This is a genomic window from Yersinia similis, from assembly GCF_001053095.1.
Taxonomy (GTDB): Bacteria; Pseudomonadota; Gammaproteobacteria; order Enterobacterales; family Enterobacteriaceae; genus Yersinia; species Yersinia similis.
This window is the reverse complement of sequence record NZ_CGBP01000006.1, coordinates 98,912-113,999: the sequence shown is the minus strand read 5'-3', so window position 1 is coordinate 113,999 and position 15,088 is coordinate 98,912. Positions and strand designations below refer to the sequence as shown.

Sequence of the window (15,088 nt, the reverse complement as noted above, 5' to 3'; positions counted from 1 at the left end):
CGGGCTAGCATAAATGCTGTTCAAATTGATTCCCGACCGATTTGTTGTTCACTTACAACCTTGTTGTAACGCCAATGAGTTGGAGTATCTGTTCAGTCTTGATTGACTCGGAAGGCATTATCCAAACGGCTGACGCCTAACCCGTTAACTTTTTTCACTTTTATTTGTACCGGGATCCGATCTTTCATCGCATCGACATGGCTTATTACCCCAATAGTTTTGCCTGAAGCGTTCAGGTTATCCAAGGCATCCAGAGCGGTATCCAAGGTTTCTGCATCCAACGTACCGAAGCCTTCATCAAGGAACAGTGAGTCAATACTGGTTTTATGGCTGACTAAATCAGACAGTGCCAATGCTAGCGCCAGACTCACCAGGAAACTTTCTCCCCCCGACAGTGTGCGGGTATCGCGTATGGCATCCGCTTGCCAAGTATCTACCACCTGTAATTCCAATGCATCCGTAGTCTTACGTTGTAATAGATAGCGCCCATGTAAACGATTAAGTTGGTTATTGGCCAGATAAACCAGATGATCGAGTGTGAGACCTTGCGCAAATTTACGGAATTTATCGCCTTCTTTGGAGCCAATTAATTGATTGAGGTAACTCCAGTCATCATATTGCTGCTGACTACGCTCAATTTGTTCAAATAGCGTACGTTGATTATGACGTCGAGTGGTGTCGCTTTCTAACTGATTGCGTAGTTCGCCTTGCCGTAACGTTGTGGTTTTCAGTTGTGCCAATAGCTGTTCTGACTGTTGTTGTAATAAGGTTAATTCAGAGGACTTATCGACACCTTGGGGACAAAGCTGTAAATGTTGATCCAATATTTCCCTGGCTTGTTGCAGGCGGATCTGAGCTTGTTGCCGTCGCTCATTTAATTGCTGTTGCAGTTGTTGTAGATGCTGCCTTTCTTCCTCACTTAACAGGGCTGCGGTTAATGCCGTTTCATCAGCAAATTCGCTGGTGGACAGTGCTTGTTGCAATTCAGCCTGTGTGGTGGTAGCACGTTGCTGATACTGTTGGCATTGTTGCTCCAGCCCAGTCAGTTCACCTGATAGTCTATTCAGTTGGGATTGAGCCTGTTGTAGGGCTTTTTCTGCGTTTTGCTGGGCAAGCTCTGCCTGTTGCTGCTGTAAGCGTAATCGCTGGCGGACTTCGGCAACGATATCTTCACCAAACAGTGCCCGGCGCTGCTGGATTTGCTGCAGTAATAGCGTTTCAGCTTGCTGGCGTTGTTGACTTAGCGCCGATAATTGGTCAATACACTCCTGTAAATGACGCCGTTCATTCTCAATACGTGTTTCCAGCGTTTTTTGTTCAATAGTGAGCCGCTGTTGCTCTTGCTGATGTTGTTGCCAGCGCTGACATTCCTCTTCCCGCTGTGCTAGCCAATTCTGTTGTTGATCGGCATCGGGTACTGATAAGGATAATTCAGTCAGCGTATGGTTGAACACTTGCTGCTGAGCTATAAGCGCTTCTTGCTGGTGCTGATATTGCGATTGCAGCTGTTGGTAGGTTTGTTGAGCATTTTTTTGGCGTTCAGTGATCAGTGCCAACTGTTGTTGATGTTCTTGCTGCTGTTGTTCCAACTGGGTCAGGATATCTTTGGCCTGCTGATGCTGCTGAGTCAGACGCTCATACTCCACCAGCTTTAGTTGACACGCTTGTTCTTGCTGCTCATGTTGCTCTAGCCACAGAGCTAATGCGTCAGGTTCATTCAAGGCGAATGCCAGCGATAACGGTTGTGTCAGTGTTTGCCAACGTTGCTGATATGCAGCTAACTGTTGGCGATGGTCTTGTAACTCTTGATCTATACGCTGTTGCTGTTGTTGCATGCTTGCAACTTGGGTGCGTAATTCAGTTCCCTCAGTGTATAGCTGTTCGACCTGTAGACGTAGTTTTGCAACTCGTACGGCTGTTTCTGAGGGTTTCACCGCTTGGTACGCGGCGATTGCCGGGTGCTCCACAGCACCACATAGTGGGCAGGCATCTCCTGGTTGCAGTTTGGCTCTTTCTGCTTCTAATGTGACAATCTGTTTTTCGCGTTCCAGTAAGGCTTCTAAATCAACCAGATGTTGTTTCTGCTGCTGATATAATTGACGCTTTTCGGTTAACTGTTGCTCTAACTGTTTAAGCTGTTGCAACTGAGCCGTAAATTGTTGTTGCTGCTTATCATAGAGTGCTTGTATTTGTTGTGCTAAAGGCGATAAAGCCGCCAATTGTTGGCGTATCTGACGTTGATCATTGAACTCGTTTAGCTGCTGGCGCAACTGTGCTGAAGGGTGCTGTTGTTCAAGTGCTAATAATTTCTGCTGGAGACTGCTTACTTGTGCGCTGGCCTCCGCTAAGGCCGTTTGTTGCTGTTTCTCTTGCGCATTTAGCGTTGTAGCCTGCTGTTGCAGTTTGGTCAGCAAGGCGGTTTGTTGATGTAGCTGTTGTTCGCTTTGAGCTGATTGTTGTTGCTGTAGTTGTAATTGGCGGAACTGCTCATGCCATAGGGGGAGATGTTTTTCCCAGTGTTGATGATGGGCATGTAGATTGGCATAGTCTGCCAGTTGTTGCAGGCGTTGATGGGTCTGCGATAGTTTTTGCTCATTCAACGCAAGCTGCTGGCTGTTTTGCTGTTCTTTGGTGCGTAATTGCTGTATTTGCTCCGCAAGGTGCGACAATGTCTGCTGCTGCTGGGTGATAAGGTTATCCAGCGGTACGATCTGTTGTTCGATGAGTGTTTCTTGCTCACGCTGATTAAGCAGTTGCTGTTGCCGTGTCGCAGTGGCTTGATCTACTGCCTGAGCCAGTGGTGTGAGCTGTGCCTGATATTGTAGTTGCTGTTGCGCCAATGCGGTAATGTGTTGCTGCGCTTGTTGTAAATCCTTTTGGCTATGGTCGCGTTCTCGTTGCAACGGGCGCAATTTTTCTGCTGGTTCGCTACGCGCTAAGCGTTGTAGGTCGGGCAGTGCCTGTTGATAGTCATGTTCAACTAACACCTGTTGCTGCTGATATTGCTGTACGTGTTGTTGTTGCTGTTGCCAACCTGTTAGCCAGTTTATTTGGTTTTGCGTGACGAGCTGTTCTTTACTGAGCTGCTGTTCTTGTTGACTCAGTGCATCAATTTGCTGTATCAGGGCCAGGCGTTGTTCTTCATTTAATAGTTCGATGCCGCTGGCACGTTGGTGCAATGCCTCCAGATCGATCTTGGCTTGTTTATGTTTTTCAAATACGCGTTCAGATAGACGTCCATAGATGTCGGTCCCCGTCAATTCTTCCAGTAACTCAGCGCGATCATTGGCATCTGCATTGAGGAAGGCAGCAAACTGCCCCTGTGACAGCATCATGGATTTGGTAAAACGGCCAAAATTCAGACCCGTGATTGCCGCCACCATCTCTAATTTATCGCGGACCTTATCGGCCAAAATTTTGCCGTCTTCGCATAAGGCCAGCTCAACCTTTGGGGCTTGCAAATTGCCATCTGGACTGTTTTTTGCGCGGCGCTGGCTCCAAAAGGCGCGATAACGGATACCTTTCACTTCAAATTCAACTTCTGCCAGCGATTCTGCGGTATGGCGCGTCATCAGCTCATTCTGGTTGGGGGTTACAATGAGGCGAGGGGTTTGGTGATACAGCGCCAGACAGATAGCATCTAACAGCGTTGTTTTACCCGCGCCAGTCGGACCGGTGATAGCAAATAAACCGTTACTGGCAAAAGGTTCGGCAGTGAAATCTATCTTCCATTCGCCCTGTAATGAATTAATGTTTTTCAGACGTAGGCTCAAAATTTTCATTGGGCTGGCTCCTCCACCGCATCGTTACTGCCATCTTGCGCTATTTCATCAACAACGTAATTGAACATTTGGCGCATTCGCTGCTGGCGAGGCGCGGGTAAATCTGCCTCGAGTGCCAGCCTACGTTCAAATACGTCACTGACGGTCAATTCGTTTAGCGTCTCTTTTTCCTGCCGGTGGATGCTGTTATTGCGTTGCTCTTTACTACGGCGCAGTAATACCACTTCAACGGGCAAGTCCGCTGCCAGTGCCTGGATCCGTCTTTGTATATCAGTGAGATAGTCTTGGGTTGCCACTTCTATATCTAACCATACGGGTAAGCCTTCATGGCCAGCAAATGCAGCTAATTGCTGCTCTATTTGGCACAAATCACCTTTGATCAATTGCATCGGTTGAAATTGTGGAATGAAGAGTGGGGTAACTGATGACAGATTTTGCTGGTCAAACTCCACCAAATACACACTTTTCTCTTTGTTTAGTTCATCAAAACTGAGCGCTATAGGTGAGCCGCTGTAGCGGATATGTTCAGTTTTAGCGACCTGTTGAGCGCGATGGATATGACCAAGGGCAATGTAATCAGCGGGCGGAAAAGCCTGAGCCGGAAAGGCATCTAGTGTACCAATATAAATGTCTCGTACTGAGTCTGTAGTTGTCACACCCACGGTGGTCAGGTGCCCGGTGGCGATAATGGGCAGAGGCAAGCCAAGCTGAGATCGCAGCTCTAGGGCGCGTTGATATAACGTTTGATAGTGGCCAGCAATAGCTTCTTGTAATGCCAGTTGTTTCTGACCACCAGATTCACCCGCTTGACTGGTCACCAGATCACGGGGCCGTAAAAACGGAATGGCGCATAGCACCGCTGCGGGTTGCTGCTGTCTATTTTTCAAGATAATCACTTGTTGTTCCAGATCACTACTGGCACACGAGATTACCGTGGTATTCAGGTATGAAAGTAAATCTCGTGATTCATTTAGTGTGGCTACTGAATCATGGTTGCCACCTAGCACCACTAATTGACAGGCGGTAGGCTGGAGCTCGACAATAAAACGGTTATATAGCTCACGGGCATAGCTGGGCGGGGCACCGGTATCAAAAATATCCCCTGCGACAATCAGCGCATCAACCTGGTGTTCTTTAATCTGCTCAATCAACCAGTGCAGAAATGCTTGATGTTCAGCAGCACGGCTTTTGGTGAAAAAATACTGCCCCAAATGCCAGTCAGAGGTATGAATAATGCGCATAAAGCTCTCGCTATAGCCGATGATGACGAAAGAGAATGGCGCTGATTATAAGCGTTGGCATCGAGATGTCGCGGTGAAAAACACAGGATGAAATAAATCTCCGAGATGCCTCGCAAAGTTGATTACTGAGTTTTGCAAAAAAAATAATATTTATCACTATGCTTATTGGTCACTGAAGCGTGATATTTTTCATAAATCTGTCACAAAACTGACGCATAATGGCCCCGAAATCGAATAGTGACCGCTAACATACTGGCAGGGTTGATGATGGCAAGACGCATACTGGTGGTGGAAGATGAAGCACCAATCCGTGAGATGGTGTGCTTTGTGTTGGAGCAAAATGGCTACCAACCGTTAGAAGCCGAAGATTATGACAGCGCGGTAGCTCGCCTGTCGGAGCCTTTTCCTGATTTAGTGCTGTTAGACTGGATGTTACCCGGCGGCTCGGGTATTCAGTTTATTAAACATATGAAACGTGAAGCGTTGACCCGAGATATTCCGGTGATGATGCTGACCGCCCGTGGTGAAGAAGAAGATCGTGTGCGCGGTTTGGAAGTGGGCGCAGATGATTATATTACCAAGCCTTTTTCACCTAAAGAGCTGGTAGCGCGGATCAAAGCGGTGATGCGGCGGATATCGCCAATGGCCGTTGAAGAAGTGATTGAAATGCAAGGGTTGAGCCTTGACCCTTCATCTCACAGGGTAATGGCGAATGATCAGGCGCTAGATATGGGGCCGACTGAGTTTAAATTATTGCACTTCTTTATGACTCATCCTGAGCGTGTTTATAGCCGTGAACAGTTGCTTAATTATGTTTGGGGCACTAACGTTTATGTAGAAGATCGTACGGTTGATGTGCATATTCGTCGGTTACGTAAGGCGCTTGAAACTGATGGTCACGATAAAATGGTACAAACTGTCCGGGGAACCGGATACCGTTTCTCAACGCGCTACTGAGTTTTCAGTGCCGGAGAATTCGTTGTGTTAGAACGCTTATCATGGAAAACGCTGGCTTTAGAGCTGGCTCTTTTTTGTTTGCCTGCATTATTACTGGGGGCGTTTATTGGCTATCTCCCTTGGTTATTGCTGGTTTCAGTGGTCGCTGCACTGACGTGGAACTTTTATAATCAACTCAAACTCTCCCATTGGTTGTGGCTTGATCGCAGTATGACACCGCCGCCGGGGCGTTGGAGTTGGGAACCCCTATTTTACGGCTTATATCAGATGCAATTGCGCAACCGCAGGCGTCGGCGCGAGCTGGCGCTCTTAATTAAGCGTTTTCGCAGTGGTGCAGAGTCACTGCCTGATGCCGTGGTTATCACGACGGTTGACGGTAATATTTTCTGGTGTAATGGTTTAGCTCAACAATTGTTGGGGTTCCGCTGGCCAGAGGATAACGGGCAGCATATTCTCAATTTATTGCGCTACCCGGAATTTAGCCAATATCTGCAACAACAAACGTTTTCCCGCCCATTAACCTTGCAATTGAATAACGGTTACTACGTGGAGTTTCGCGTGATGCCTTATTCTGAAGGGCAGTTACTGATGGTGGCCCGTGATGTGACTCAAATGCGCCAGTTGGAAGGTGCAAGACGTAACTTCTTTGCCAACGTTAGCCACGAATTACGTACGCCGCTGACGGTGCTGCAAGGCTATCTGGAAATGATGCATGACCAAGAGTTGGCCGGGCCGTTGCGCGATAAAGCCTTGGGGACGATGCAAGAGCAGACTAAGCGTATGGATGGGCTGGTGAAGCAACTTTTGACATTATCACGTATCGAAGCCGCACCAAATGTGGATTTAAATGAGCGGGTGGATATTCCGCTGATGTTGAAAGTATTGCAGCATGAGGTACAGGCACTGAGCAATGGCCGCCATGAGATTACTTTCAGAGTTAACGATCAATTAAAGGTATTCGGTAACGAAGACCAACTGCGTAGCGCGGTATCGAATTTGGTCTACAACGGCGTAAATCATACGCCTGAAGGGACGAAGATTGAGGTCTGCTGGCAACAAACACCACAAGGTGCTCAATTTCAAGTCAGCGACAACGGGCCGGGGATCCCCCCTGAGCATGTTCCACGCCTTACCGAGCGCTTCTATCGGGTCGATAAAGCCCGGTCACGGCAAACGGGTGGCAGTGGGCTGGGGTTGGCAATTGTGAAACATGCTCTGAGCCACCATGATGCGCGTTTGGATGTGATGAGTGAAATTGGTCTGGGTACCCGTTTTATCTTTACCTTACCGAACAGGTTGATTGTTCCAACTGTTTTAGTCGAGAATGCAGTCAAATCCTAAGACTGTGCGGATAAAAGCCTAATGAAATGGGGAAAACTGGCGCTCTTAAATGTCATGCTATGGCATAGCTATGCTGTTTTAGCGCAACCAATAGCTTTAGCGCAACCAATAGCTTTAGTACAGCCAGTGGCTTTAACTCAACCTGTGGCTTTGGCACCGCCAGTGACGGTAGCCTCTCCCTCAATGAGCGTCTCTCCAGCGGTATCAATGCCAGTTGCCAGCACCCTATCAGGAAACCTTTCCAGTGTTGGCTCTGACACGTTGGCCAATCTGATGTCATTGTGGGCAAATGATTTTAATCATCACTATCCTGGCGTTAATCTGCAAATACAGGCTGCGGGTTCATCTACCGCTCCTGCCGCGTTGGCTGCCGGGGCAACGCAGCTTGGCCCAATGAGCCGGCCAATGAAAGATGGCGAGATTGCTGCTTTTATTCAACGCTATGGCTACCCACCGTTAGAGGTACCAGTAGCTGTGGATGCGCTAGTGGTGTTTGTTCATCAGGATAATCCTCTGAATGGGCTGACGTTATCGCAACTGGATGCTGTTTTTTCGCAAAATCGCCGTTGCGGAGAGCCCCGGAGAATTCGACATTTCGGTGACTTGGGGTTGAGTGGCGATTGGGCGGCTCGTTCCCTACAACGTTATGGCCGTAATTCCGCATCGGGGACGTATGGCTATTTCAAACGCCGGGTACTTTGTGATGGTGATTTTATAAATAATATCAATGAATTGCCTGGTTCTGCATCCGTGGTACAAGCGGTTGCGGGTTCATTGAATGGCATCGGTTATTCCAGTATTGGTTTTCGTAACAGTGGTGTTAAGTCACTGCCGCTGGCAGCGAATGGGCAAAATTTTATTATGCCAACCGCAGAAAATGTCAGTAATGGCCTCTATCCGTTATCACGCTATCTCTATATTTATATTAATAAAGCACCAGGACAGCCGCTGGAAGCACTCACTGCGGCATTTCTTGAGCGTGTGCTATCCCCCGAAGGGCAAAAGTTGGTCAGCCATGACGGCTATTTGCCATTACCGCCTGCTATGTTGAATAAAACCCGAAAAAAATTGGGTTTTACTGATTAATTTGCACCCTAATAGGTGCTCAAAATTAAGATCTATCACTGTTTTAACCAACAAACATAATTTGGGGTTATTCCGATTCAGTGGAATTGGTAGGGCCTGTGTTGCCTGTATGACCAGCTTGTTGGGGGATATTTATCTGATATTCTAGCTGTGAGCTGTTAACTATTGGCTATAAATAATACAAATCATATGGCGCATATCGCCATAAATTCGACATCATCGACTGGCTTGTAAAAATTATCTGGATGATGATTCTGCTTTCATGATCCCAGCTTGCCTTTCTTCGCTATAAACTGTCTACTTATCGCCGTTGTTGGCCTATTCCACCTGCAAATAACTTCAAAAACACTGCATACTGTCGAAATAGATGGCTTTTAACCCCTCGGAGTTCGTGTTTATCAGAGCTTTGTATCGTTTCGATCTCGTAGGAAAGACCACAGCGTAGAATTTTTTCTTTTGGTCATTTTAACTAGGCAACTATTTCACTATGAGTCATCGTTTATCATCTAAAGATATTATGGCATTAGGTTTTATGACCTTTGCCTTATTCGTTGGGGCGGGCAACATCATCTTCCCACCGATGGTTGGATTACAGTCAGGAGAACATGTTTGGTGGGCTGCTCTGGGCTTCCTGATTACTGCCGTTGGGCTACCGGTTATTACCGTTATTGCTCTGGCCAGGGTCGGGGGCGGTATTGATGCTCTGAGTACGCCAATTGGCCGTAGTGCTGGTTTGGTACTGGCTACTGTCTGTTATTTGGCGGTAGGCCCATTATTTGCCATTCCGCGCACTGCTACAGTTTCCTTCGAAGTCGGCATTGCACCTTTAACGGGTAATGGCCCGTTACCACTGTTTATCTATAGTGTTGTTTATTTTGCATTGGTCATTGGAATTTCACTGTACCCAGGGCGTTTGTTGGATACGGTCGGGCATATTCTGGCTCCGTTGAAAATTTTAGCGTTAGCTATTTTGGGGATTGCGGCCCTGATTTGGCCCGCGGGGCCTTTGATTACGGCAACAGATGCTTATCAGCAAGTTCCTTTCTCCTCTGGTTTCGTTAATGGCTATCTCACCATGGATACCTTGGGTGCATTAGTCTTTGGTATTGTTATCGTGAATGCAGCCCGCTCGCGTGGCGTGGTTTCTGCCGTGTTACTGACTCGTTATACCATTTGGGCGGGGCTGATTGCGGGTGTTGGCCTGACTCTGGTTTATCTGAGCCTGTTTAAATTAGGCTCTAGCAGCGGTAGTTTGGTACCCGATGCGCAAAATGGCGCGGTCATTTTGCATGCTTATGTCCAGCACACCTTTGGCGGCTTGGGCAGTATGTTCCTGGCGGCACTGATCTTTATTGCCTGTATGGTGACGGCAGTTGGCCTGACCTGCGCTTGTGCTGAATTCTTTGCGCAATACCTGCGGCTGTCATACCGTACGCTGGTGTTTATCCTCGGTATCTTCTCAATGCTGGTCTCTAATCTGGGGCTGAGCCACCTTATTCAGATTTCTATTCCGGTCCTGACAGCGATTTATCCGCCTTGTATTGTGCTGGTTCTGATGAGTTTTACCTTACGATGGTGGAATCACGCGTCACGTATCGTCGCGCCAGTTATGTTGATTAGCCTGGTGTTCGGTATTCTTGATGCCGTGAAAGCCTCTACTTTTGCGAACTTTTTACCTGCATGGGCTCATCATCTGCCGCTGGCAGAACAAGGTCTGGCATGGTTACCGCCTTCCTTGCTGGTATTCGTCGTCATAGGGTTGTACGATCGCATTTTCTGTCGCCAGAAAATTGCGGTTAAACAATAGCTGCGCGGCAATAGAGTATTTTTAGCCACGGTTAATATCCGTGGCTTTTTGCTGAAAAAAGACGGGGCTTTGTGAATGGAATTACCAGTTAAAAATAAGCTTAAACGTGGCCTGACGACACGTCATATTCGTTTTATTGCATTGGGTTCAGCGATAGGGACTGGCCTATTCTATGGTTCGGCCGATGCGATAAGAATGGCCGGGCCAAGCGTGTTGTTGGCATACCTGATTGGTGGTGTGGTGGCATTTGTTATCATGCGTGCTTTGGGTGAGATGTCGGTCAATAACCCACAGGCCAGCTCTTTCTCTCGTTATGCGCAAGATTATCTTGGGCCGATGGCAGGTTATATCACCGGCTGGACGTATTGTTTTGAGATCTTGATTGTGGCTATTGCTGATGTGACAGCTTTCGGTATCTATATGGGGCTCTGGTTCCCAGATGTCGCTCATTGGGTATGGGTGCTGAGTGTTGTCTTGATCATCGGCGCGGTCAATATGATGAGTGTGAAAGTCTTCGGTGAGCTAGAGTTCTGGTTCTCGTTTTTCAAAGTTGCCACTATTATCATCATGATTTTGGCCGGTATCGGTATTATTATTTGGGGTATTGGTAACGGTGGTCAGCCAACGGGTATCCATAATTTATGGACTAACGGTGGCTTCTTCAGTAATGGCTTTGTTGGCATGATCCTGTCATTACAATTGGTGATGTTTGCCTATGGCGGTATTGAGATTATTGGTATTACTGCCGGTGAAGCCGAGGATCCGAAAAAATCGATTCCGAAAGCAATCAACTCAGTGCCATGGCGTATTTTAGTATTTTACGTCGGGACTCTGTTTGTGATTATGTCCATTTACCCATGGAATCAAGTGGGCACGAACGGTAGTCCGTTCGTTCTGACCTTCCAGCATATGGGTATCACCATCGCAGCCGGTATTTTGAACTTTGTGGTTATCACCGCTTCTGTATCCGCAATTAACAGCGATGTGTTTGGGGTCGGGCGTATGCTGAATGGGATGGCAGAGCAAGGCCATGCACCAAAAGCCTTTACTGCTATTTCTAAACGTGGTGTGCCGTGGGTCACCGTGCTGGTGATGATGTGTGCCATGCTAATTGCGGTTTATCTGAACTACATCATGCCGGAAAATGTTTTCTTGGTTATTGCGTCATTAGCGACGTTTGCTACTGTCTGGGTCTGGATCATGATCCTGTTCTCTCAGATTGCTTTCCGCCGTTCACTGAGTAAAGATCAGGTCAAAGCACTGGATTTCCCACTGCGTGGTGGAACCTTTACTTCAGTGCTAGCAATCATTTTTCTGGTGTTTATTATCGGCCTTATTGGTTGGTTCCCTACGACTCGAATCTCACTGTATGTTGGATTAGTGTGGATCATGCTGTTACTGGTGGGGTATTACTTTAAGGTCAAGTATCAGAAAAGACAGGCCACGTTGATTAAGAATGCTGATTAAAAACACAGTTCAATAAACACTGAATGATAGATATTGATCAATAAACACTGAGTCGATAATCGATACAAAGCCGGGGTACAGTTCATCTGTCCCGGTTTTTTTCTTTTAATACCGGCAAGTTAAAAAAATCTTCTCCGCCCCCTCTCTCATCCTCAATATTTATACTTACAGATGAGGGGGTGCTGTCCACAACGTGGCATGGTTAGTGACGATAAACTATTTATATACTCGTCATACTTCAAGTTGCATGTGCGTTGGCTACGTTCGTTGTTCGGATCATTCGTGGGTCACGCCTCTATGAGGCCGCAGCTTGTCGCTTTCTTGTAACTCGAATTATTTAGAGTGTATCTGTAAAATAACCATGCATAACAATTGGTTATATCTATCAAGTGGTTACATCTAATAAATGGTTTGTATCAAAAATCGTATATCTCAGATGAATGTGTCGCGACGTTAGTATCTGAATAAGGCTAGTGCCTGCATCAGGTTAATGTCTGCACCAGATAGTCTTCACAGGAATAGTTTTGGTTAAAGCAGGAGAATTTTATGCTTAGTGGTTGGCACCTTCCGGTCTCGCCTTTTGTTCGTTTGGAAGACGACGCATTACATATCACGCTATGGTTGCAAGGTGATAGTTTACCCGCGCAAGTCTTTCTGCGTTGTGAGCCAGATAATGAAGAGTGGCTGCTCACGATGGAGAGGCATAAGAGCCATGATCGCTGGCGCTATAGCGTTTCTTTACCTTTATATGAGGGGCAGCCAACCCGGCGCTACTGCTTCAAACTATTATGGGATGACCGCCAACAGTGGTTTGGCCCGTTGGGGTTCTCGGTTATCCCTCCAGCACAGTTGGCACAGTTTGCTATAGATGTACCCGATAGCGGGCCTGAGTGGGTTGCGGACCAAATTTTTTATCAGATCTTCCCCGATCGTTTTGCCAGTAGTCAGGCAGAGCATGGTGTGCAGGAGGGGAGTTATATTCATCACGCTGCCGGTTGCCCGGTATCTCGCCGCGAGTGGCAGCAGCCATTGGATGATGTGCATGCCGCATCGACATTTTATGGTGGCGACCTGGCCGGTATTAGTCAGAAAATCCCTTATTTGCAGCAACTAGGGGTCACTGCGCTGTATTTGAACCCCATTTTTACCGCCCCAAGTGTGCATAAATATGATACTGAAGATTATTATCAGGTTGATCCCTATTTGGGGGGAGAGCGTGATTTTCTGCAATTGCGAGCCGCCACCCGTGAAGTAGGAATAAAGTTGGTACTCGATGGTGTGTTTAACCACACTGGTGATTCTCATCGCTGGTTTGATCGCTATCAACAAGGGGAAAACGGCGCCTGCCATCACGAAGATTCTCCTTATCGTGGTTGGTTTACGTTCCTCCCTGATGGACGAGCATTAGATTGGAAAGGTAATGCCAGTTTGCCAAAACTTAATTTTGCCAATGAAGAGGTTGCTGAACGAATCTATCGCAGTGATGACAGCGTGGTGCGTTATTGGTTACGGCCACCATACAGTATTGATGGCTGGCGTCTGGATGTCGTACACATGCTCGGGGAGGATGGTGGCGCTAAAGGGAATTTGCAGCATCTGCACGGTATCTATCAGGCAGCAAAAGAAGAAAATCCGCAGGCTTATATTCTGGGCGAACATTTTGGCGATGCACGTAATTGGTTGCACGCTGGAGTGGAAGACGCGGCAATGAATTATATGGGTTTTGCTTTGCCAGTCCGTAGTTTTCTGGCAGAGCTGGATGTGGCTTGCCATCCTATAAAACTGGATGCTGCGGATTGCGCCCACTGGATGGATGAGTACCGTGCGGGATTGCCCCATAGTCAGCAACTCCGTTTATTTAATCAATTAGATAGTCATGATACTGCCCGTTTTCTTACCTTGTTGAATGGTGATAAAACCCGTATGCAAATGGCGCTAATATGGTTGTTTAGTTGGATTGGCGTGCCTTGCCTATTTTATGGTGATGAGATTGGGCTGGATGGAGGGAATGATCCGTTCTGCCGCAAGCCGTTCCCGTGGGATGAGGCTCTGTGGGATCATGACCTATTATCACTGTGTCAACGTATGGCGGCTTTACGCCACAAAAGCATAGCGTTGCGGCGCGGGGGTTGTCAGGTGATCCATGCCAGTGGTGATTCCCTGGTTTTTATTCGTAGTTATCAAACTGAGCGTGTGATGGTGGCGATACAACGTTCCGGTGATACGGATATTTTCCTGCCACCCTCTCCTTTACTCAATGTGGCTGAGTGGCAGCGTCTGGAAGGTGGAGGAGGTCTGGCTGTCAGTGATACTGGCGTAAACGTGTGGCTGGAGGGTAAGAGTGTCACCTTATGGTGCGGCGTTGGTAAGTGCTAACTTTCAAAAGGCGCGGCGACGGATGACTCACCAGAGCGGCTCAGTAATAACAATTCAGTTATAACTGAGCTGTTTTTTCGCTCCAGTAAGATAATATTTATAGGGACAAGAGAATATTTATAGGGCGAATAACACTCACTGAAAGGAGCATGATATGGGCACAGCGAAAAGAACGGCATTGGTTATTGGTGCTTCACGGGGATTAGGGCTAGGGTTGGTTGATGAGCTTAGCCGCCGCGGATGGTTTGTCACCGCGACCACACGTGGTGCCGCTCAAGATACGTCAGCACATGCCGCCCATTGGTTAAAATTAGATATCAATCAGCCAGAAAGCATTAGGCAGTTTTTACCACAAGTACAGGGGCAGCGATTCGACCTGATATTTGTTAACGCCGGAATTTCTGGGCCAGCACACCAATCTGCGGTTGATGCCACACCAGATGAAATCCAGGAACTGTTCCAGACTAACGCTATCTCTCCTATCCGAATTGCTCAACATTTGCTGGCACAGCGCAATCCAACCCAGAGCGTATTGGCGTTTATGTCTTCCCAGTTAGGCAGTATTGGTCACAATGTTTCTGGGCATAAACCGTTGTATTCAGCCAGTAAAGCCGCATTGAATATGATGACGCGTAATCTGGTGGCAGAAGTAGCAGATCCTACCTTGACGGTATTATCGATTCATCCCGGTTGGGTGAAAACGGATATGGGCGGTGATGCGGCACCGTTGACGATTACTACCAGTGTGAAGGGCGTTGTCGATCAAATCGAACAGGCTTCAGGGAAAGGGGGCCACGGATTTATTGACTATCAGGGACATTCATTACCGTGGTAATACTTTTTATCTATAGTTTATGTTTTATCCATAGTTAATGTTTTTATTCATGATTAATCATTAATGTTAATGCTTTTTGTTCACAATTAATACGCGTAAGTCTGATTAATTTCCCCCACCAATAGTTCGATGGGGGATACTCTTTTTCAGATATTTCGCCGCCGACAGTTTGGTTAGTAATCGGTCAATAGCTTAA

General features: G+C 47.2%; 10 protein-coding genes. 7 read left to right on the top strand and 3 right to left on the bottom strand.

The window, feature by feature from the left end:
• Positions 1-92 precede the first annotated feature (92 nt).
• Together AC971_RS06805 and sbcD are read right to left on the bottom strand one after the other, a co-directional pair.
• Positions 93-3,782: an AAA family ATPase gene (locus AC971_RS06805; protein ID WP_025382800.1), complete on the bottom strand. Its 3,690-nt coding sequence runs from the start codon at positions 3,780-3,782 to the stop codon at positions 93-95.
• On the bottom strand, positions 3,779-5,023 hold the full coding sequence (sbcD, locus tag AC971_RS06800; RefSeq protein WP_025382801.1) for an exonuclease subunit SbcD: 1,245 nt from the start codon (positions 5,021-5,023) through the stop codon (positions 3,779-3,781). Before sbcD ends, AC971_RS06805 begins: the two co-directional genes overlap by 4 nt.
• Positions 5,024-5,290: 267 nt before the next feature.
• On the opposite strand from sbcD, the gene phoB reads away from it, so the two are divergent.
• From phoB to malZ, 6 genes are all read left to right on the top strand, one after another.
• Positions 5,291-5,980, top strand: coding sequence for a phosphate response regulator transcription factor PhoB (gene phoB / locus AC971_RS06795; RefSeq protein WP_002208685.1), 690 nt, complete (start codon positions 5,291-5,293; stop codon positions 5,978-5,980).
• A 24-nt stretch (positions 5,981-6,004) separates the two neighbouring features.
• Positions 6,005-7,321, top strand: a complete 1,317-nt coding sequence (gene phoR / locus AC971_RS06790) for a phosphate regulon sensor histidine kinase PhoR (RefSeq protein ID WP_025382802.1) — start codon at positions 6,005-6,007, stop codon at positions 7,319-7,321.
• A 21-nt stretch (positions 7,322-7,342) separates the two neighbouring features.
• Positions 7,343-8,407 (top strand): PstS family phosphate ABC transporter substrate-binding protein, encoded by a 1,065-nt coding sequence (locus AC971_RS06785; protein ID WP_025382803.1) that lies wholly within the window; start codon positions 7,343-7,345, stop codon positions 8,405-8,407.
• Positions 8,408-8,894: 487 nt separating this feature from the next.
• Positions 8,895-10,214, top strand: a complete 1,320-nt coding sequence (brnQ, locus tag AC971_RS06780) for a branched-chain amino acid transport system II carrier protein (RefSeq protein ID WP_025382804.1) — start codon at positions 8,895-8,897, stop codon at positions 10,212-10,214.
• A gap of 75 nt (positions 10,215-10,289) precedes the next feature.
• Positions 10,290-11,681 carry a proline-specific permease ProY gene (gene proY / locus AC971_RS06775; RefSeq protein WP_025382805.1) on the top strand — a complete coding sequence of 464 codons (1,392 nt, stop codon included), beginning with the start codon at positions 10,290-10,292 and terminating at the stop codon, positions 11,679-11,681.
• Between the two features lie 546 nt (positions 11,682-12,227).
• Positions 12,228-14,057 (top strand): maltodextrin glucosidase, encoded by a 1,830-nt coding sequence (malZ, locus tag AC971_RS06770; RefSeq protein WP_025382806.1) that lies wholly within the window; start codon positions 12,228-12,230, stop codon positions 14,055-14,057.
• On the opposite strand, the gene AC971_RS25585 is transcribed toward malZ, so the two are convergent.
• Entirely contained in the window at positions 14,054-14,236 is a 183-nt protein-coding gene (locus tag AC971_RS25585; protein ID WP_071825478.1) for a hypothetical protein, read from the bottom strand. The two genes, malZ and AC971_RS25585, sit on opposite strands and share 4 nt — an antisense overlap.
• On the opposite strand from AC971_RS25585, the gene AC971_RS06765 reads away from it, so the two are divergent.
• Positions 14,212-14,892, top strand: coding sequence for an SDR family oxidoreductase (locus AC971_RS06765; RefSeq protein ID WP_025382807.1), 681 nt, complete (start codon positions 14,212-14,214; stop codon positions 14,890-14,892). The two genes, AC971_RS25585 and AC971_RS06765, sit on opposite strands and share 25 nt — an antisense overlap.
• Positions 14,893-15,088 lie beyond the last annotated feature (196 nt).

What these genes read in the sequence shown, in the direction of transcription:
- proY (WP_025382805.1), top strand. Translation starts at nt 10,290, where the DNA reads ATGGAATTACCAGTTAAAAATAAGCTTAAACGTGGCCTGACGACACGT.
- malZ (WP_025382806.1), top strand. Translation starts at nt 12,228, where the DNA reads ATGCTTAGTGGTTGGCACCTTCCGGTCTCGCCTTTTGTTCGTTTGGAA.
- AC971_RS06805 (WP_025382800.1), bottom strand. Translation starts at nt 3,782, where the DNA reads ATGAAAATTTTGAGCCTACGTCTGAAAAACATTAATTCATTACAGGGC.
- AC971_RS25585 (WP_071825478.1), bottom strand. Translation starts at nt 14,236, where the DNA reads ATGCCGTTCTTTTCGCTGTGCCCATATCATGCTCCTTTCAGTGAGTGT.
- sbcD (WP_025382801.1), bottom strand. Translation starts at nt 5,023, where the DNA reads ATGCGCATTATTCATACCTCTGACTGGCATTTGGGGCAGTATTTTTTC.
- AC971_RS06785 (WP_025382803.1), top strand. Translation starts at nt 7,343, where the DNA reads ATGAAATGGGGAAAACTGGCGCTCTTAAATGTCATGCTATGGCATAGC.
- AC971_RS06765 (WP_025382807.1), top strand. Translation starts at nt 14,212, where the DNA reads ATGGGCACAGCGAAAAGAACGGCATTGGTTATTGGTGCTTCACGGGGA.
- phoB (WP_002208685.1), top strand. Translation starts at nt 5,291, where the DNA reads ATGGCAAGACGCATACTGGTGGTGGAAGATGAAGCACCAATCCGTGAG.
- brnQ (WP_025382804.1), top strand. Translation starts at nt 8,895, where the DNA reads ATGAGTCATCGTTTATCATCTAAAGATATTATGGCATTAGGTTTTATG.